The following is an 18,325-nucleotide window of genomic DNA, read 5'->3' on the forward strand; positions in this document are numbered from 1 at the left end:
TCAGCGGCCGAGCAGCCGGTCGAGCGCCTCGCGCCACGCCCACGACCACGACGGGTAGGCGTGGTCGGCCGACGTCACGCCGACACCGGCCGCGCCGCCCGCCCACTGCTCGACGGTGAGGCCGAGGCGACCGGCCAGGGCTGCCTCCGAGACGATGTCCCCCGCACGGGGACACACCGCCAGCGCGCCCCGCAGCCTGCCGTCCTCGTCGGCCCACACCTGCACGGACCCCGCGGTCGGTCGCCGAGGCGAGCCGGGGACGGCGGCGAGCACCGCGCGATCCACGCGCGACAGCGGCACCCGAACGTGGCGCGGGCCGTCGAGGTCGCCGACCGCCGCGACCCCCGGCTCGCACCACGCGACCCGTGGCGCCCACCGGGCGTCGAACGAGGCTGTGCGTCCGAGCAGGGTGGCGGCGGCCACCCGGCCGGTCGCCGCCGCGACGTGCGTGGTCGGCAGCAGGCCCGTGACGTCCCCCGCGGCGACGAGGCCGGGCGCGGCCGTCCGCATCGCCGCGTCGACGACCACCCCGGCGGGCCCGGTGACGGGCGGGCCGTCCCAGCCGGACAGGCAGTCCACCGCGGGCACGCGGCCCGCGGCCAGCAGCACGAGCGTGCCGGGTCCGACGGCGCCGCGGACGTCGGTCTCGTCCGCGTCCACCACGACGCGGACCCCGTCGAGCGCCAGCGCCGCGGCGACCGCGTCGCCGGCGCCGGGCAGACCCGGCAGCACGGTGGCGGCGCGCTCCAGCAGCGTCACGGGCAGCCCGAGCCGGGCGAGCGCCTGGGCGAGCTCGACGCCGCTCGCGCCACCGCCGACGACGACCACCGGCCCGGGCACGCGCGGGCCAATGCGCCGACCGCTGCCCGGGCCGCCGTCCGGTCCCGCGGACGCGAGGTGCGCGGCGAGGGCGTCCTGCCAGCCGTCCGTCGTCGCGACCCGCGCCCCCGCCGGCAGGTCACCGAGCGGAGGCACCCCCGGGACGGTCGTGACCGGCCGGGAGCCGGTGGCGAGCACGACGCCGAGCCGTGGCGACCAGCCGCCGGCGGGGACGGCGTCACCCCCGCCACCCGCGACCGCGTCCACGACGGGTCCGGTCGGACCCTGACGCACGACGACGCGAGCCGAGCGGACCACGACGCCGGCCGCCTCGAGGACGGCGGCGGACTCCAGCCGCGCGAGCCGCGTCACGCAGCGCGCGGCGTGCTCGAGCGCGCCGGCCGCGTCGAGCCCGGCGGCGGCCGCCTCGAGCAGCGCCTTGGTCGGCACGCAGCCGTGCCACGTGCAGTCACCGCCGAGCGGGCCCTCGCTGACGAGGACCACCGACGACCCCGCGGCCGCGACGGTCGTGGCCGCCGACAGGCCCGCGGCGCCGCCGCCCACCACGACGACGTCCGGGTCCACCGCCCGAGCATGACATCCGCCCACCGGCACGGTGCCGTACGCCCCGAGTGAGGAGCGCACGAGGAGTTGGCCGGGCCGTGCGGGCGCGGGTGTGCTCGGATGGGCCCGTGCTCGGGGACAACTGGCCTGCCCGCCCGCGACCGTCCCGCCGGGACGTGCTCGCCCTGCTGGGGGCCGGCGCGGGTGCCGCCGCGCTCGCCGGCTGCGGTGGTGACGAGGGCGCGGCCGCCCCGACCGCGGCGGCGGGCACCGTCGCGGGCAGCGCGTTCGACGGCGAGACGATCCGGGTCGCGACGTTCACCAACAACCACGCCGCCGCGCCGCTGTTCTGGCCGCGCTTCGCCCCGGAGGGCCTGACGGTCGAGGTGCAGACGCTCAGCAGCGGCACCGACATGAACGTCGCCCTCGAGAACGGTGACCTCGACTTCGCGCTGTTCGGCCTCGTCAACGGGTTCATCCAGCACGAGGAGGGCATCGGCTCGAAGATCGTCGCGATGGGCGCGGAGAAGGGTGCCTCGCTCGTCGTGCCCGCGGACTTCGACGGCGAGGACGTCGCGGCGCTCGCGGGCCGTCGCATCGGCTGGCAGGGCCCGGCGTTCCAGTACCTGCTCCTGCTGGAGCTGCTCGAGGCCGCTGGCCTCGACCCCGACAGCGACGTCGAGCTCGTGAGCGTCGACTGGAACGACATGCCCGCCGCGCTCGCCGCCGGCGACGTCGACGCCTACATGGGCACCGAGCCGAACCCGTCCCGCTCGGTCGCCGACGGCACCGGCCGGCGGCTGGTCGACCCGTACGACACGCCCGCCGGGTCCCTCAACAGCGCGATCTGGGCCTCGCGCAGCGTGCTGGACCGACCCGACCTGCTGAAGGCGGCCTCCGCGATGCAGGTCGCGGCCGCGGACCACCTGTCCCCGGGCGGACGCAACGACCAGGAGGTCTGGCGGGAGCTCACCGTCGACGGCTTCGGCTACGAGGAGGCGGTGTACGAGGCGCTGCTGGACAACGTCGGCGCCGTCGGTCGCTTCGACGAGGAGTGGCAGGAGCAGGCCTTCGCCCAGGCGGAGCGCATGGTCGACCTCGGCCTGCTGCAGCAGGTCCCGGAGCCGGACGACGTCCTGCAGCTGGACAACCAGGTGTGAGCAGGCCCGTGCCGCAGCCGCCCGTCCCGCCGAGCGGCGCACCCCGGGCGCCCGCCGAGGCCGGCACGCGCGCACCGGCGGGGGTGCTCGCCCCGGCGGCCGCGACCGCCGCTCCGCGCAGGCGCCGGCTCCGGCCCACCCGCTCGCTGCCCGGCCGGCTCGTGCTCGCGACGGTCGTGCCGCTCGCGCTGCTCGCGCTGTGGCAGGGGCTCGGCAGCCTCGGCGCGCTGCAGGTGTTCGTGCCGACGCCGACCGAGGTGGCGGTCGCCTTCGTCCGCTTCCTCGACCCGACCGCCGCCTCGGCGTCGTCGTTGCCCGGCACCGTCGGCTTCGACGGGGAGGGCTGGGGCCACATCGGCGCGAGCGTGTGGCTGCTCGTGTCCAGCTACGTCGTGGCCGTCGCGATCGGCGTCCCGACGGGCGTCGCGCTGGCGCTCTCGCCGCTGTTCCGCGCGCTCACGGACCCGATGGTGCAGGCGCTGCGCGCCATCCCGATCTTCGCGTGGCTGCCGCTCGCGATCGTGTGGTTCGGCCTCGGGACGGGCCCTGCCCGCTTCCTCGTCGTGGTCGGCGCCGTCTTCCCGATCCTCGTCGCGACGGCCGACGCGGTCGCCCGCGTGCCGCGCGGCTGGGTGGAGACCGCCCGTGTCCTGGGCACGCCCCGGCGCGCGCTGGTCCGCCGGGTGCACCTGCCCGCGGCGCTGCCCGGCATCGTCGTCGGGCTGCGGCTGGGCGTGTCGCTCGGCTGGATGAGCGTCATCGTCGGCGAGCTCACGACGACCCGCGGCGCCGGGGTCGGCGCGATGATGCAGGTCGCCCGGCAGACCGGCCGTCTCGACGAGATCGTCGTCGGCATGGTGTGCTTCGCCGTCCTCGGCCTGCTCAGCGACATGCTGCTGCGGGCAGCGAGCGCCCCGTGGACGCGCTGGGCGCGCGCGTGAGCGGCGCCCGCGTCGAGGTCGACGGCCTCACGGTCGCCTACCGCGCGTCGGCGCGCGCCCGCCGTCGCGGCGAGCCCGACCTGCTCGTCCTCGACGACGTCACCCTCACCGCGGAGCCCGGCGAGGTGCTCGCCGTCCTCGGTCCGAGCGGGTGCGGCAAGTCGACGCTGCTGCGGGCGCTCGCGGGCCTGCTCACCACCGACGACGAGGACGCGGTCGTGCGCGGCGAGGTCCGGCTCGACGGCGAGGTCGTCCGGGGACCGTCGGCGCGACGCGGCATGGTCGCTCAGCGCGCGGACCTGTTCGGCTGGCTCGGCGTGCGCGACAACGTGGCGTGGGGGCCGCGCGCCGCCGGCCGGGCCGACGCGCTCGAGGTCGCCGACCGGCTGCTCGCGGAGACCGGCCTCGACGGCTTCGCCGACGCGCTGCCCGCGCAGCTGTCCGGCGGCATGCGCCAGCGCGCGGCGCTCGCGCAGGTGCTCGCGAACTCCCCGCCCGTCCTGCTGCTCGACGAGCCGTTCGCCGCGCTCGACGCGCAGAACCGGCTGCGGCTGCAGGAGTGGCTGCGCGAGCTGCTGCGCAGGCACGGCCCGACCGTCGTGCTCGTCACCCACGACGTCGACGAGGCGCTGCTGCTCGGCGACCGGCTCGCGCTGCTGACGTCCCGGCCGTCGACCGTCGCCGAGGTGCTGAGCGTCGACCTCGGCGACATGCGCGGGCGCTCGACCATGACGGACCGCGCGTTCGTCGCGCTCAAGCAGCGGGTGCTGCAGCAGGTGATGGACGCGTAGGTCGGCCTCCCACGCCTGCCGTCCCGCGAGCGGTTGCCGCGCCGCCCGCACGGGTACCCGAGTGCGGGGGGCTACCGAAGGGAACGACATGACGGACGACGACGGCCGCGCCACCGTGGTTGAGCTCATCGGGCGGGCCCGCACGGCCATGCTCACGACCACGACGCCGGGCGGTGACCGGGTGAGCCGGCCGATGGCCGTGCAGGACGCCGAGTTCGACGGCGACCTGTGGTTCTTCACCTACGACGACTCCGACAAGGCCCGTCAGATCGAGGCCGAGCCGCGGGTCAACGTGTCGCTGGCGAACGACGGCGACAGCGAGTGGACGTCGATCTCCGGCACCGCCGAGGTCGTCCACGACCGGGCGAAGGCGGAGGAGCTGTGGGCGAAGCCGCTGGAGGCGTGGTTCCCCGACGGCCTGGCCACGCCCGGGCTCGCGCTCATCAAGGTCCACGCGGACACCGCGGAGTACTGGGACGCCTCGGAGAGCAAGGTCAAGCAGCTCCTCGGCATGGTCAAGGCGATCCGCCACGACGACCCCGACGCGTTCCCCGCCGAGAACCGCACCGTCGACCTGCCGTAGCCCGCGCCGGGGGCGGCCGGTAGATCACCAGCGCTGGCCGTCCCCGGACCGACCCACCATGCTGGGCGGCGAGGGGGTGTGTGCGGGAACAGGCCCCTGGTCAGGAGGAGCACCTTGCCCAGCGGTCAGTACGACTTCGTGGTCGTGGCCAACCGGCTGCCCGTCGACAAGGTCGGCACGACCGACGACGGGGAGCCGCTGTACGAGACGTCGCCCGGGGGGCTCGTCACCGCGCTCGCGCCGGTCATGCGGTCGCAGCACGGGGCGTGGGTCGGCTGGGCCGGCGCGCCCGACGAGTCCGGCGACGCGTTCGACTCCGACGGCATGCACCTGGTGCCGGTCGAGCTGAGCGGGCAGGACGTCGAGGACTACTACGAGGGCATGAGCAACGGCACGCTGTGGCCGCTGTTCCACGACGTCATCGCCGCGCCGGAGTACCACCGGCACTGGTGGGACGCCTACGTGCGCGTCAACCGCCGCTTCGCCGAGGCCGCGGCCGCGCAGGCCGACTCCGGCGCCACGGTGTGGGTGCAGGACTACCAGCTGCTGCTCGTGCCGGCCATGCTGCGCGAGCAGCGCCCGGACCTGCGCATCGGCTTCTTCAACCACATCCCGTTCCCGGGGTACGAGATCTTCAGCCAGCTGCCGTGGCGGCGGCAGGTCATCGAGGGCGTGCTCGGGTCCGACCTCGTGGGGTTCCAGCGCCGCTCCGACGCGACGAACTTCCTCCGCGCGTGCCGGCGCGCCGCGGGCGCCACCACGCGCGGCTCGAGCGTGCACGTCGGGCACGGCGGCGAGGGCGACGGGCACCGGGCGGTCCGCGCGGCCGCCTTCCCCATCTCGATCGACGCGCGGTCGTTCGAGGAGCTCGCGAGCGACTCCGCCGTGGTGGCGCGGGCCGCGGAGGTCCGCAAGGAGCTCGGCGACCCCGACCTCGTGCTGCTCGGCGTCGACCGCCTCGACTACACCAAGGGCATCCGCCACCGGCTCAGCATCTTCAAGGAGCTCATCGAGGACGGCGCCCTCGGCGACAAGCAGGTCGTCCTCGTGCAGGTCGCGAGCCCGTCGCGGGAGCGGGTCAAGGCGTACTCCGACCTGCGCGACGAGGTGGAGCTCATCGTCGGGCGCCTCAACGGCGACCACGGCACGGTCGGCTGGCAGCCGGTGCACTACCTGCACCAGTCGTTCCCTCGCAACGAGATGGCCGCGCTGTACCTCGCGGCCGACGTCATGCTCGTGACCGCCCTGCGCGACGGCATGAACCTCGTGGCCAAGGAGTACGTGGCCGCCCGCCACGACGACGACGGTGTGCTCGTGCTCAGCGAGTTCGCGGGCGCCGCCGACGAGCTCGCGCAGGCGGTGCTCGTCAACCCCCACGACATCGACGGCACCAAGGCCGCCATCACCCGCGCCGCGTCCATGTCGCGGGAGGAGCGGCGCCGCCGCATGCGCGCGCTGCGCCGGCGGGTCAAGGAGCACGACGTCGAGCGCTGGGCGCAGGAATTCCTCGGCTCCCTGCAGGGCCGGGTCGGCGCCCGGGACGGCGGGTCGGGCATCGAGAGCGGGTCGGGGGAGCGCGAGCGGTGAGCGTGCCCGACGGTCTCGGCCCCGCGCTGGAGGCCTTCGCCGCTCGCCGCCCGCTGCTCGTCGCCCTCGACTTCGACGGCGTGTGCGCGCCCCTGGTCGACGACCCGTCGACCTCGCGGGCGCTGCCGGGGACGGCGGAGGCGGTCGACGCCCTCGTCGGGCTCGACGGCGTGACCGTCGCCTTCGTCTCGGGTCGGTCCCTCGAGAGCCTCGCGGCGGTGTCGGGCTCGCCCGCCGGGGTCGTGCTCGTGGGCGGGCACGGTGCGGAGACCGGCGACGACGTCGACCTGCCGCCGGAGGCCGCCGACCTGCTCGCGCGGGCGCTGGTGGCGGTGCAGGAGGCGGTCGACGGGGTGCCGGGCGCATCGGCGGAGCACAAGCCCACGACGGTCGTGCTGCACACTCGGCTCGCCTCGGACGAGGACACCGAGCGCGTGCAGCAGGTCGTGTTCGACGGCCCGGCAGCGTGGGACGGCGTGCACGTGCGGACCGGGCACGACGTGGTCGAGCTGTCGGTCGTCGCGGCCGACAAGGGCCAGGCCGTCCAGGTGCTCGCCGAGCAGCACGGGGCCGAGGCCACGCTGTACGCCGGCGACGACGTGACCGACGAGGACGCGTTCGCCGTGCTGGATGAGGCCAGGGGAGATGTCGGCGTCAAGGTCGGCGACGGGGAGACCCGGGCGCGGTGGCGGGTCGACTCGCCGGAGGACGTGACCGAGGTGCTCCAAGAGCTCGTGGGTCTGCTGCGCGGAGCAGATCGGGCGTAAGGTCGCGGAGGTGGACAACGACGCCCGTGCCGCCCTGGACCTGCTGCTGAGCGAGTCGCAGATCACGCGCCTCGTCCACGAGTACTGCCACGGCGTCGACAAGCGCGATGCCGACCGGTTCATGGCGGTGTGGTCGCACGACGCGGTGTGGCAGGTCGGGCCGGAGCAGGTGTTCCGCGGCCACGACGCGATCCTCGACGCGGCCAAGCGCCAGTGGGACGCCTTCGGCCAGATGCACCACTGGAGCGCCAACCTCGTGCTCGACATCGAGCCCGGCGCCGACCGCGCCACCGGCGAGAGCGACGTCGACGTCACCGTCGAGATGACCGACGGCCGCTGGGTCCGCGGCGGCGGCTGCTACAAGGACACGTACGTGCGCGAGCACGGCGAGTGGCGGATCAGCCGGCGGGAGGCCGTGGCCCACTTCCACCTGTACGGGGAGAGCGCGGACATTCGCTAGCTCGACCGACTGCGTCGCATTGCGATGACAGCCACGACGACAGCCGTCGCTGTAGCGATGAGGAACGGCACCTCGTAGCCGTACCACGGCACGCGCAGACCCAGCGTCGTGAAGTTGCCGCGAGCGTCGCCGTGAGTCGGCCAGGTGAGAAAGAAGGCGGTCACGAACGCCAGACTGGCGACGGTGAGCACCAGACCTCGTATCGGCGATCTGCGGGCTCCCATCGACCCAGCATGGCGGAGGCCGCAGATGCATGAGGTTCTTGCCGAGAAAGGCCTCCGTAGAGCTGACTTTGAGGACGCGTCTCACGCCAAGATGGGACGCTGCCGCCGCAACACACCGCCCACCCCGGCGCGACACGTCCCAGCCTCTCCGTGGCTGGGACGGGTCGTCCTTCCCGCCGTGGCAGTCTCCGGTCCGTCCTTCACAGCGGACAAAAGTCCGCTTCGCGCCCTTGACCGGTTCCTCACGCACCTACACCGTGCACCGTGGGAAAGGACGCACCGCCTGGTCCGACACCGTGCGCACGGCACCGCCACGACGCGTCATTCGCCCTCTACGAAGAGGACGAAGCCTCATTGCGCGCGGCGGCGAGAAAATGAGCGCTTAGCTGATCCCTGGCCCAGCCGTTACCGGCGTAGAGGTCGAACAGATAGAGAAGGTCGCGTGCTGCGTCTAGCGTCTCACGCAAGTTCTCCGACGTGAAGGTGGACCTACCAACGTGAACAACCCTGTTTCGCTCCTCCACCGCATTGGTCATCAGCGTGCGTACGTACTTCGGTGCGGCAACCCGTCGACCGTCCAGATCATTTCGCGCGGGCAGCGTCGGCAAGTAGTCCTTGAGCATTCTGACGAGTGGGGGCGATGGCACGTTTTCCACCATCCAGGAAGCGTCCGGAATGAGATCACCCACCAGCGCCTTGAAGCCGGCCTCTACCGCTGCAAGTCCAATCACGAGCGCGCTGCGGGGATTCTGAAGCGCTACGTCCTGGGCTTCGCGCAGCAACTGGTGTGCTAGTGGCTCACCCGTTCCTGTGTCCAGAATCTGCTGTGCGGCCTGCCGTGTGGAATCGATGAGGCGGAACGAACGGGCTTGGCGAACAGTCGCCGATGCTTGTAGCGGAACCTCCTGCCATCTGCCTCGGTCGAGGGACCAATGCGAATCAATGAAAGCATAGGGACTATGCGGAGAGTCGTACCCGAAACGCCAGCGGAGACCTTCCAGAACACGTTTGCATGCCATATGGGAAGAACTTCGTAGGCCGTAGTAGAAGTCCTGTACATCCTTGCTGCTCATAGTGCGGTGGCGCGTCCGGCTGAAAGGGGTCGGCCCGGTTATCCTCCCGCCATCGGTCCATCCACTCTTGCAACGCACTCACGACTCGTGGCCGCACCCGCGGACACGCCCTCGAGTAGGGCAACCTTCGTACTAGGGGAGCGGGGGTGCTGAGCGTCCGATAGTGAAACGTAGCATTCGTCGAAAGTCAGGTGAATCATCTCGCCGCGAGCGATGTGAATTCCGCGCACGCTTAGGCGTGTCCTGACGTACACCGTCTGACTTGGCACGCCAAGAACCTAGTCAGGGCGAGCAAGCCCCATAGGGGTGTTTTGAGAACTGGTCGGGTTGCTCAGGTCAGATGCGCCCTACCCTGTTGCCAACGTCGAGCGCGTCTCCCTGTCGCTCTCCGCGACGTGACGTGCCACGCGCGGCACTCGTCGCACGGGTGGATCGCACGCGGCGCCCGACCGCCGGCGCTCAGCTTGGCCGTGCGGATGGCTCTGAGTGCGAGGTACGCGGCCCGGGCGGTGGGGTAAGAAATCTTGCTGCAAGACGGCACGGCGGAGCTCCGGAGTACGGAGCACGCGCCCGGCCAACATCCGGGTCCGTGCCTGGGCCTGCCTCATATGCGCGGCGCCGGGGCGGCTGATGCCAGGACCTGGAAAGCCTAGCGTCGCGCGTCAGAACCTTCAGGTGTCAGTCGTCGGCGACCTGGCCGTCGACCACCCGCCACCGCCGGTCCACCGCCACCGCGTCGAGCATCCGCCGGTCGTGCGTGACCAGCAGCAGCGTGCCGGTGTAGGCGGCCAGCGCCTCCTCCAGCTGCTCGATGGCGGCGAGGTCGAGGTGGTTCGTCGGCTCGTCCAGCACGAGCAGGTTGACCCCGCGGGCCTGCAGGACCGCGAGCGCGGCGCGAGTGCGCTCGCCAGGGGAGAGGTTGCCGACCGGGCGGTGCACGTGCGCCGCCTTGAGGCCGAACTTCGCGAGCAGCGTCCGCACCTCCGCGGGCGGCAGGTCGGGCAGGTGCGTGCGCACCGCCTCCAGCAAGGGCTCGTCGCCGGTCAGCACGCCGCGGACCTGGTCGACCTCGCCGATCGCGACCGAGGTGCCGAGCGACACCTCGCCCTCGTCCGGCTCCAGCCGCCCGAGCAGCAGCGCGAGCAGGGTGGTCTTGCCGGCGCCGTTCGGGCCCGTCACCGCGACCCGGTCGCCGGCGTCGAGCTGGAGGTCGACCGGGCCGAGGGTGAACGAGCCCCGCCGCACGACCGCCCCGCGCGCGGTCGCGACCACTGACGACCCCCGCGGCGCGGCGGCGATGGAGTAGCGGAGCTCCCACTCCTTGCGGGGCTCCTCGACCTCCTCCAGCCGCTCGATCATGCGCTCGGTCTGGCGGGCCTTGGCCGCCTGCTTCTCGCTCGTGGCCTGCATGTGCGCGCGGATGTTCTTGTCCGGCTCCCCGCGGCGCACCGCCTTGCTCCGTGCGGCCCGCACGCCCTTGTCCGCCCAGCCGCGCTGCATGCGTGAGCGCTCCTGCAGCCCCGACACCGTGTCGGCGTACTCCTCGTAGGCCTCGCGCGCCCGGCGTCGCGCCACCTCGCGCTCGTGCAGGTACGCCTCGTACCCGCCGCCGTACACGTTGACCTGCTGCTGGACCAGGTCGAGCTCGACCACCCGCGTGACTGTGCGGGCGAGGAACTCGCGGTCGTGCGACACCACGACCGCGGGCGCCCGCAGGCCCTGCACGAAGCGCTCGAGCCGGGCCAGGCCGTCGAGGTCGAGGTCGTTCGTGGGCTCGTCGAGCAGTACGACGTCGAAGCGCGACAGCAGCAGAGCCGCGAGCCCCGCCCGGGCGGCCTGACCGCCGGACAGCGACGTCATCTCCGCCTCGACCGACACCCCGAGCCCCACCTCCGCCAGCACCTCGCCCGCGCGCTCGTCGAGGTCCGCGCCGCCGAGCGAGAGCCAGCGCTCCAGGGCGTCGGCGTAGGTGTCGTCGGCGCCGGCCTCGCCCGCGCTGAGCGCCTCGGTGGCCGCGTCGAGCGCCGTCTGCGCGTCGGTCACGCCGGTGCGCCGCGCGAGGTAGGCCATGACGGTCTCGCCCGGCACCCGCTCCGGCTCCTGCGCGAGGTAGCCGACCGTCGCGGTCGGCGGGGTGATCGCCACCGAGCCCGCCTCGGGTGCGTGCAGGCCGGACAGCACCCGCAGGAGCGTCGACTTGCCGGCCCCGTTCACCCCGACCAGGCCGACCACGTCGCCCGGCGCCACGACGAGGTCGAGGTCGGCGAACAGCACGCGGTCGGCGTGCCCGGCGGCCAGGCCGCGGGCGACGAGGGTGGCGGACACGGCCGTCATCCTCCCAGTCGCCCCTCGAAGGCCTCGACCCATTTACGCAACGGTGCCGGTACCTAAAGGGAGTACGGTGGAGGGCATGACGGGACGGCGACCGGGCGCGGACCTCCGGGGGGACTTCCCCATCCTCGCGAGGACCGTCCGCGATGGCCGCCCGCTCGTCTACCTCGACTCCGGCGCCACCAGCCAGCGGCCGACGAGCGTGCTCGACGCCGAGCGCCGCTTCGCCGAGACGAGCCACGCCGCCGTCCACCGCGGCGCGCACGCCCTCGCCGAGGAGGCGACGGACGCCTACGAGGCCGCCCGCGCCCGCATCGCCGGGTTCGTGGGCGCCGACGCGCAGGACGTCGTGCTGACGAAGAACGCCACCGAGGGCCTCAACCTCGCCGCGTACTCCCTCGGCAACGCGAGCCACACCCCCGGCGCGGAGCACCTCGCGCTGCGCCCGGGTGACGAGGTCGTCGTGACCGAGATGGAGCACCACGCCAACCTCGTGCCCTGGCAGGAGCTGTGCCGGCGCACCGGCGCGACGCTGCGCTGGTACGGCCTCACCGACGACGGCCGGCTCGACCTCGACTCCCTCGAGCTCGGCGAGCGGACGAAGGTCGTCGCCTTCACCCACGTGAGCAACGTGCTGGGCACCGTCGCGCCCGTCGCCGAGCTCGTCCGCCGTGCCAAGGCCGTCGGGGCGCTCGTCGTGCTCGACGCGTGCCAGTCGGTGCCGCACCTGCCCGTCGACCTGCCCGCCCTCGGGGTCGACCTCGCCGCGTGGTCCGGGCACAAGATGCTCGGGCCCACCGGCATCGGGTGCTTGTGGGGCCGGCGCGACCTGCTGGAGCAGATGCCGCCGTTCCTCACCGGCGGGTCGATGATCGAGGTCGTCCGCATGGAGGGCTCGACCTACGCCGCCCCGCCGCAGAAGTTCGAGGCCGGCGTGCCGATGGTGAGCCAGGCCGTCGGCCTCGCCGCGGCCGTCGACTACCTCGAGACGATCGGCATGGACACCGTCGCCGCGCACGAGCGGCTGCTCGCCTCGCGCCTGCTCGACGGGCTCGCCGACCTCGGCGGCGTCCGCGTCGTCGGCCCGCTGCCCGGGTCCGGACCGGACGGGCCGCTCGAGCGGGGCGGGACCGTCGCCTTCACCGTCGACGGCGTCCATGCCCACGACGTCGGGCAGGTGCTCGACGACCGGGGCGTCGCCGTCCGCGTCGGGCACCACTGCGCGTGGCCGCTGCACCGTCGCCTCGGCGTGCAGGCGACCGTCCGCGCGAGCACGCACGTGTACTCGACCGAGGCCGACGTGGACGCGCTGCTCTCCGCGCTCCGCGACGTGCAGCGGTTCTTCGACGTCGCACCGGTCCGAGTCGCCGTGGGAGGCAGCGCATGACCGACACCGCCCTCGAGGAGCTCTACCGCGAGACGATCCTCGAGCACAGCAAGCGACCGCGACGGGCGGGGCTGCGCGCCCCGTTCGACACCGAGGTGCACCAGGTCAACCCCGTGTGCGGGGACGAGGTGACGCTCCGCCTCACCCTCGGCGACGGCGACGGGCCCGCCCGCGTCGTGCAGGACGTGTCGTACGACGCGCACGGCTGCTCGATCAGCCAGGCCTCCACCTCGGTCATGGCCGAGGCGCTCGCCGGCCGCACCGTGCAGGACGTCGTCGACGCGTACAGCGCGTTCCACGAGATCGTGACGACGCGCGGGCTCACGACGATGGACCCGCTCGACACGCTGCCCGACGACCTCGCCGACGCCCTCGGTGACGCACCCGCGTTCGCGGGAGTCGCCCGCTACCCGGCGCGGGTCAAGTGCGCGCTGCTCGGCTGGACGGCCGTCCGGCAGGCGCTCGTGGAGGCCACGCCTCACTGACGGACGCCCGCGCCGTACGTCGGCAGAATGTCGACTTACGCGCCGTGTGTCGACAGGAACGCAGACGTACGCGCCATGTGTCGGCAGGAATGTCGACTTACGCGCCGTGTGTCGACAGGAACGTCGTCGTACGCGGCGGGCGTCGGCAGGAACGCAGACGTACGCGGCGTACGTCGACAGGAACGCCGACGTACGCGCGCCGTTCGTCGACAGGAATGTCGCGCAGGTACGCATGTGCGCGCTCACAGTCGTTGAATCGGCAACTGTTAGCGCACCTAACGCACGGTGTTATGTCTTAGTGACCTAGCAGTTGCAGACTTTTGCTTGACCCGTCGCAAAACATCCGCCTAGGTTCCCCTTCGTGGACCTCATCGACGCGGTCATCGCTGAACGACGTGCCTCCGGGGACCCCCTCGAGGTCGTCCGCACCGCCGGGTACCGGGCGGCCATCGTGGGCGGCGGCTTCATGGGGGAGGTGCACGCCCGCGCCGTCCGCGCCTCGGGCGGGACGGTCGTCGCGGTCGCCGGCCGCGACGCCGACAGCGGCCGCCGCGCCGCCGCCCGGCTGGGCGTCGGGCGCCACCACGACGACATCGACGCGCTCGTGGCCGACGACGACGTCGAGGTCGTCCACGTGTGCACGCCGAACTCCTCCCACCACGCCATCGCCCTCGCCGCGATCGAGGCCGGCAAGCACGTGGTGTGCGAGAAGCCGCTCGCGACCACCGCGGCCGACGCCGCCGAGCTGCGCGAGGCCGCCGAGCGCGCGGGCCGGGTCGGCACCGTGCCGTTCGTCTACCGGTTCCACCCGATGGTCCGGGAGGCGCGCGAGCGGGTCCGCGCCGGCGGCCTCGGCCGCCTCGTGCTCGTGCACGGCTCCTACCTGCAGGACTGGCTCGCCCGCGCCGACGACGACAACTGGCGCGTGGACGCCACCACCGGAGGCGCGAGCCGGGCCTTCGCCGACATCGGCTCGCACTGGTGCGACCTCATGGAGTTCGTCACCGGGCAGCGCATCGAGTCCGTCAGCGCGCAGGTGTGCACCGTCACCCCGCGCCGCGGCGACCGCGACGTCCTCACCGAGGACCTCGTCACCCTGCAGCTGCGGACCGACGCCGGCGTGTGCGGCGCGACGGTCGTCAGCCAGGTCTCGCCCGGGCGCAAGAACCGGCTGTGGCTGGAGGTGTCGGGCACCGACGGCACCCTCGCCTTCGACCAGGAGGACCCGGAGCGGCTGTGGCACGGCCGGCGCGGCGCGTCGGAGCTGCTCGTGCGCGACGACGAGGTGATGGCCCCCGCCGCCGCGCGCTACAACCGCGTGCCGGCCGGGCACCCGCAGGGCTACCAGGACTGCTTCAACGCCTTCGTCGAGGACACCGCCGCCGCCGTCCGCGGCGAGACCCCCGACGGGCTGCCCACCTTCGCCGACGGCGCGCGCTCGGCCGCCGTCGTGGACGCCGTCCTGCAGGCGGCCCGCGGCTCGAGCTGGGTGACGGTCCCGGCATGACGACGGTGCAGGCGCCGGCCACGCCCATCGTCCGCGTGAGCGGGGTCACCAAGAGCTTCTTCGGGGTCGACGTGCTCCACGGCATCGACATGGAGGTCCTGCCGGGGGAGGTCCACGCGCTGGTCGGCGAGAACGGGGCCGGCAAGTCGACCCTCATGAAGATCCTCGCCGGGGTGCAGAAGGCGGACGGCGGGACCGTCGAGCTCGACGGCGAGGCCGTCGTCTTCGAGCACCCGCTGCAGGCGCAGCGCGCGGGCGTGTCGACGGTGTTCCAGGAGTTCAACCTCCTGCCGGAGCGGACCGTCGCGGAGAACGTCTACCTCGGCCGCGAGCCGCGCGGGCGCCTCGGGCTCGTGGACGCGCGGCAGATGAACCGCGACACCGAGGCGCTGCTCGCCGACCTCGGCGTCGGCGGCATCTCGCCCGGCGACCGCGTCGGGTCGCTGTCGGTCGCGCAGCAGCAGGTCGTCGAGATCGTCAAGGCGCTGTCGACCGACGCCCGCCTCATCAGCATGGACGAGCCCACCGCGGCCCTGTCCGGCGCGGAGGTGCAGCTGCTGTACCGGCTCGTGCGGACGCTCAAGGAGCGCGGCATCGCGATCCTCTACGTGTCGCACCGCCTCGCCGAGATCTTCGACCTGTGCGACCGCATCACCGTCCTCAAGGACGGTGCCCTCGTCGAGACCGTCGACACGGCCCGCACGAGCCCCGAGGAGCTCGTCCGCAGCATGGTCGGGCGCTCCGTGAGCGCGCGCTTCCCCGGCCGCCGCGAGGGCAGCGAGGTCGGCGACGTCCGCCTCGAGCTCGTCGCCGCCGGCAACGCCGACGTCGACGGGGTCGACCTGACGGTCCGCGCCGGTGAGGTCGTCGGCCTCGCCGGCCTCCAGGGCAGCGGGCGCACCGAGCTGGCCAACGCGCTGTTCGGCACGGTCCCCTTCACCCGCGGCACCATGCGCGTCGACGGCCGCGACGTGCGCCCGCGCTCGCCGCGCGAGGCCGTGCGGGCCGGGCTCGCCCTCGTCACCGAGGACCGCAAGGCGCAGGGCCTCGCGCTCGAGCAGGGGGTGCTCGCCAACGCCCGCCTCGTGCTCGACGCCGTCATGCCGCGCCAGGCCGGGCGCCGCTCGGCGTCGATCCCCGGCATCCTGTCCTCGCTGGAGTTCACCGCCCGCGCCGGCTCGCGCGAGGTGCGCTTCCTGTCCGGCGGCAACCAGCAGAAGGTCGTGCTCGCGAAGTGGCTCGTCACCGAGCCGTCGGTGCTCGTGCTCGACGAGCCCACCCGCGGCATCGACGTCGGCGCCAAGCAGGCCGTCTACGAGATCGTCCGCGAGCAGGCCGCCAAGGCCGTCGCCGTCCTCCTCATCTCCAGCGAGCTCACCGAGGTCATCGGCATGGCCGACCGCGTCGTGGTCCTCCGCGACGGCCGGGTGGCCGCAGAGCTGCCAGGCGGCAGCGACGAGGAGGCCGTCATGGCCGAGGCGACCGGGGCGGGGGAGCTGGCGTGAGCGCACCCACGAGCGAGCGGCCCGACGCGGGGGAGCGCACCTCGGCCGCCCGGTCCGAGGCCCCGCGGCGACGCCGCCTGCACCTCGGCTCGACCGCGATCATCTGGCTCGCGTTCGTCCTCATCCTGCTCGTCGGCACCGTGCTCGTGGCGCTGGACGGCACGAACCTGCTCGCCGGCAACAACGTCGTCAACCTGCTGAGCCGCACGAGCGTGCTCGGGTTCCTCGCCATCGGCCAGACGCTCGTCATCCTCAACCGCTCCCTCGACCTGTCCGTCGGCTACGTCGCCGCCCTCGCGAGCATCATCGGAGCGACCGTCATGGCGGGGCAGCAGGAGCGCATCCTGCTCGGCATCGGTGCGGCGCTCGCGGTCTCCGCGCTGCTCGGCCTCGTCAACGGCCTCGTCGTGACGAAGGGACGGGTCAACCCCTTCATCGCGACGCTGGGGCTCGGCCTCATCATCAAGGGCTACCTCGACACGCAGTACCAGGGACCGGCGGGCACCGTGGCGCCGAGCTTCCAGAACTTCGGCTACACGCGCATCGGCGTCGTGCCGCTGTCGACGGCCGTCATGCTCGGGGTCGCGGTGCTCGCCTACGTGCTGCTGCACCGCACCCGCGCCGGGTACGCGATGTACGCCGTCGGGGGCAACCGCGACGTCGCGCGACTGTCGGGCATCCGCACCGACCGCACGCTCGTGCTCGCCCACGTGCTGTGCTCGACGGCCGCGGGCATCGCCGGCCTCCTGCTCGCCTCCCGGTTCAGCACCGGCGTGTCGGTGCAGATCTACAGCGCCGGCTACGACCTCGACTCGATCGCGGCCGTCGTGCTCGGCGGCACGCTGCTCATGGGCGGTCGCGGCGGCATCGCCGGCACCGTCGCGGGCGTCCTGATCCTCGCGACGATGGACACGGTCTTCAACCTGCTGCAGGTCGACCCGTTCTTCCGCGACGTGCTCCGCGGCGTGATCATCGTCGCCGCCGTCGCCCTGTACGCCCGCCGCCAGATCGACCCCAACGCCCGCCGCCGGCGCTTCGCCGACCTCGGGCGCGGGAAGGGCAGACCCAGCGCCGTCGACCAAGGAGCCCCGGCATGAGCGCGCTCGGCACCGTCCGCGACACCGTCAGCCGGTTCACCAGCGGCTCCGCGACGATCTTCGCGCTGCTCGTCGCCGTGCTCGTCGCGATCGCCGTGCTCAACCCGAGCTTCGTCGAGCCCCCGTCGCTCATGGCGTTCCTGCGCGCGGCCGCGCCGCTCGTGGTGCTCGCGATCGGGCAGTACTTCGTCATCGTGTCCGGCGAGTTCGACCTGTCGGTCGGGGCGCTGGTCGGCGCGCAGGTCGTCATCGCCGCGCGGCTCATCGACGGCGAGGAGGCGAACACCGTCCCCGTCATGCTCCTCATGCTCGGCTTCGCGGTCGTCGTCGGTCTCGTCAACGGCCTCGTCACCACCCTGCTCCGCGTCCCGTCGTTCATCACGACGCTCGGCATGCTCCTCGTGCTCAACGGCGCGATCCGGGTGTGGACCGGCGGCGCGCCGACCGGGGCGCTGTCGGAGTCGTTCCGGCAGTGGGGCCGCAGCGGCATCGACATGCCCGTGCTGCGGCAGCTGCCGTGGGCGCTGCTCATCGCAGTCGTCGTCGCCGTCGCCGCCGTGCTGCTCATGCGCGCCCCGTTCGGGCGCACGCTCGTGTCCACCGGCGACAACGACGTGGCCGCCGGCTACGCCGGGGTGACCGTGTGGCGGGTCCGCACGGCCGCCTTCGTGCTGTCCAGCGTGCTCGCCACGCTCGCCGCGGTCCTCATCGGCGGGTTCGCGGGCGTCACCGCCCAGGTCGGCCAGGGCCTGGAGTTCGTCGCCATCACCGCCGTCGTGCTCGGCGGGGTCGTGCTCGGCGGCGGCAAGGGGACGGTCGTGGCCGCGATCGCGGGCGCGCTCACCTACCAGGCGATCGACCGGCTCTTCACCCAGCTCGACCTGCCCTCGACGACGCGGCCCGTCCTGCAGGGCGTGATCATCATCGCCGCCGTCGCGTACGCGGCCCGCGGCCGGGACCGCGCCACCTCGGCGCCGCCCGCGCCGCCGCACCGCAGCGAGTCCGAGAGGACCCCCGTAGCCACCGGCTGACCGGCCGGGTGCA

The 18,325-nt window shown here is 73.4% G+C and carries 17 protein-coding genes; 13 read left to right on the forward strand and 4 right to left on the reverse strand.

Annotated features, from left to right (window positions below; genetic code table 11):
• Entirely contained in the window at positions 1-1,404 is a 1,404-nt protein-coding gene (locus WAA21_RS07345) for an FAD-dependent oxidoreductase (protein ID WP_336922120.1), read from the reverse strand.
• Between the two features lie 107 nt (positions 1,405-1,511).
• Here WAA21_RS07345 and WAA21_RS07350 point away from each other — a divergent pair, with 107 nt between their 5' ends.
• The 7 genes from WAA21_RS07350 to WAA21_RS07380 all read left to right on the forward strand — a co-directional run bounded on the left by WAA21_RS07350 (position 1,512) and on the right by WAA21_RS07380 (position 7,672).
• A complete protein-coding gene (locus WAA21_RS07350) occupies positions 1,512-2,543 on the forward strand; it encodes an ABC transporter substrate-binding protein (RefSeq protein WP_336922121.1) in 1,032 nt (343 codons plus the stop codon).
• On the forward strand, positions 2,540-3,484 hold the full coding sequence (locus WAA21_RS07355) for an ABC transporter permease (RefSeq protein WP_336922122.1): 945 nt from the start codon (positions 2,540-2,542) through the stop codon (positions 3,482-3,484). Before WAA21_RS07350 ends, WAA21_RS07355 begins: the two co-directional genes overlap by 4 nt.
• Positions 3,460-4,275, forward strand: a complete 816-nt coding sequence (locus WAA21_RS07360; protein WP_336922123.1) for an ABC transporter ATP-binding protein — start codon at positions 3,460-3,462, stop codon at positions 4,273-4,275. Before WAA21_RS07355 ends, WAA21_RS07360 begins: the two co-directional genes overlap by 25 nt.
• An 88-nt stretch (positions 4,276-4,363) precedes the next feature.
• Entirely contained in the window at positions 4,364-4,858 is a 495-nt protein-coding gene (locus tag WAA21_RS07365; protein WP_336922124.1) for a pyridoxamine 5'-phosphate oxidase family protein, read from the forward strand.
• Between the two features lie 114 nt (positions 4,859-4,972).
• Positions 4,973-6,445 carry an alpha,alpha-trehalose-phosphate synthase (UDP-forming) gene (gene otsA, locus WAA21_RS07370; protein ID WP_336922125.1) on the forward strand — a complete coding sequence of 491 codons (1,473 nt, stop codon included), beginning with the start codon at positions 4,973-4,975 and terminating at the stop codon, positions 6,443-6,445.
• Positions 6,442-7,212 carry a trehalose-phosphatase gene (gene otsB / locus WAA21_RS07375; RefSeq protein WP_336922126.1) on the forward strand — a complete coding sequence of 257 codons (771 nt, stop codon included), beginning with the start codon at positions 6,442-6,444 and terminating at the stop codon, positions 7,210-7,212. Before otsA ends, otsB begins: the two co-directional genes overlap by 4 nt.
• A 10-nt stretch (positions 7,213-7,222) precedes the next feature.
• On the forward strand, positions 7,223-7,672 hold the full coding sequence (locus WAA21_RS07380; protein ID WP_336922127.1) for a nuclear transport factor 2 family protein: 450 nt from the start codon (positions 7,223-7,225) through the stop codon (positions 7,670-7,672).
• Here WAA21_RS07380 and WAA21_RS07385 read toward each other — a convergent pair.
• The 3 genes from WAA21_RS07385 to WAA21_RS07395 all read right to left on the reverse strand — a co-directional run bounded on the left by WAA21_RS07385 (position 7,669) and on the right by WAA21_RS07395 (position 11,294).
• Positions 7,669-7,863, reverse strand: coding sequence for a hypothetical protein (locus WAA21_RS07385; RefSeq protein WP_336922128.1), 195 nt, complete (start codon positions 7,861-7,863; stop codon positions 7,669-7,671). The two genes, WAA21_RS07380 and WAA21_RS07385, sit on opposite strands and share 4 nt — an antisense overlap.
• Before the next feature lie 365 nt (positions 7,864-8,228).
• Entirely contained in the window at positions 8,229-8,969 is a 741-nt protein-coding gene (locus tag WAA21_RS07390) for a hypothetical protein (protein ID WP_336922129.1), read from the reverse strand.
• Positions 8,970-9,647: 678 nt separating this feature from the next.
• Positions 9,648-11,294, reverse strand: a complete 1,647-nt coding sequence (locus WAA21_RS07395) for an ABC-F family ATP-binding cassette domain-containing protein (protein ID WP_336922130.1) — start codon at positions 11,292-11,294, stop codon at positions 9,648-9,650.
• Between the two features lie 85 nt (positions 11,295-11,379).
• Here WAA21_RS07395 and WAA21_RS07400 point away from each other — a divergent pair, with 85 nt between their 5' ends.
• The 6 genes from WAA21_RS07400 (at position 11,380) to WAA21_RS07425 (ending at position 18,312) form a co-directional block, all read left to right on the forward strand.
• Entirely contained in the window at positions 11,380-12,687 is a 1,308-nt protein-coding gene (locus tag WAA21_RS07400; RefSeq protein WP_336922131.1) for a cysteine desulfurase, read from the forward strand.
• On the forward strand, positions 12,684-13,172 hold the full coding sequence (gene sufU / locus WAA21_RS07405; RefSeq protein WP_336922132.1) for a Fe-S cluster assembly sulfur transfer protein SufU: 489 nt from the start codon (positions 12,684-12,686) through the stop codon (positions 13,170-13,172). Before WAA21_RS07400 ends, sufU begins: the two co-directional genes overlap by 4 nt.
• A 361-nt stretch (positions 13,173-13,533) precedes the next feature.
• Positions 13,534-14,679 carry a Gfo/Idh/MocA family protein gene (locus WAA21_RS07410; RefSeq protein ID WP_336922133.1) on the forward strand — a complete coding sequence of 382 codons (1,146 nt, stop codon included), beginning with the start codon at positions 13,534-13,536 and terminating at the stop codon, positions 14,677-14,679.
• Positions 14,676-16,184 (forward strand): sugar ABC transporter ATP-binding protein, encoded by a 1,509-nt coding sequence (locus WAA21_RS07415; protein ID WP_336922134.1) that lies wholly within the window; start codon positions 14,676-14,678, stop codon positions 16,182-16,184. The genes WAA21_RS07410 and WAA21_RS07415 overlap by 4 nt, the downstream gene beginning before the upstream one ends.
• Positions 16,181-17,281, forward strand: a complete 1,101-nt coding sequence (locus WAA21_RS07420) for an ABC transporter permease (protein ID WP_336922135.1) — start codon at positions 16,181-16,183, stop codon at positions 17,279-17,281. Before WAA21_RS07415 ends, WAA21_RS07420 begins: the two co-directional genes overlap by 4 nt.
• The gene (locus WAA21_RS07425) at positions 17,278-18,312 is read left to right on the forward strand and encodes an ABC transporter permease (protein WP_336922136.1); all 1,035 of its coding nucleotides are present in this window, start codon (positions 17,278-17,280) and stop codon (positions 18,310-18,312) included. Before WAA21_RS07420 ends, WAA21_RS07425 begins: the two co-directional genes overlap by 4 nt.
• Positions 18,313-18,325: the final 13 nt, after the last annotated feature.

Source organism: Aquipuribacter sp. SD81 (assembly GCF_037153975.1).
In the GTDB taxonomy this organism is placed as follows: Bacteria; Actinomycetota; Actinomycetes; order Actinomycetales; family JBBAYJ01; genus Aquipuribacter.

Bases quoted from the DNA above. Each gene is read 5' to 3' on its own strand.
- WAA21_RS07400 (WP_336922131.1), top strand. From the start codon at position 11,380: ATGACGGGACGGCGACCGGGCGCGGACCTCCGGGGGGACTTCCCCATC.
- WAA21_RS07415 (WP_336922134.1), top strand. From the start codon at position 14,676: ATGACGACGGTGCAGGCGCCGGCCACGCCCATCGTCCGCGTGAGCGGG.
- WAA21_RS07425 (WP_336922136.1), top strand. From the start codon at position 17,278: ATGAGCGCGCTCGGCACCGTCCGCGACACCGTCAGCCGGTTCACCAGC.
- sufU (WP_336922132.1), top strand. From the start codon at position 12,684: ATGACCGACACCGCCCTCGAGGAGCTCTACCGCGAGACGATCCTCGAG.
- WAA21_RS07390 (WP_336922129.1), bottom strand. From the start codon at position 8,969: ATGAGCAGCAAGGATGTACAGGACTTCTACTACGGCCTACGAAGTTCT.
- WAA21_RS07365 (WP_336922124.1), top strand. From the start codon at position 4,364: ATGACGGACGACGACGGCCGCGCCACCGTGGTTGAGCTCATCGGGCGG.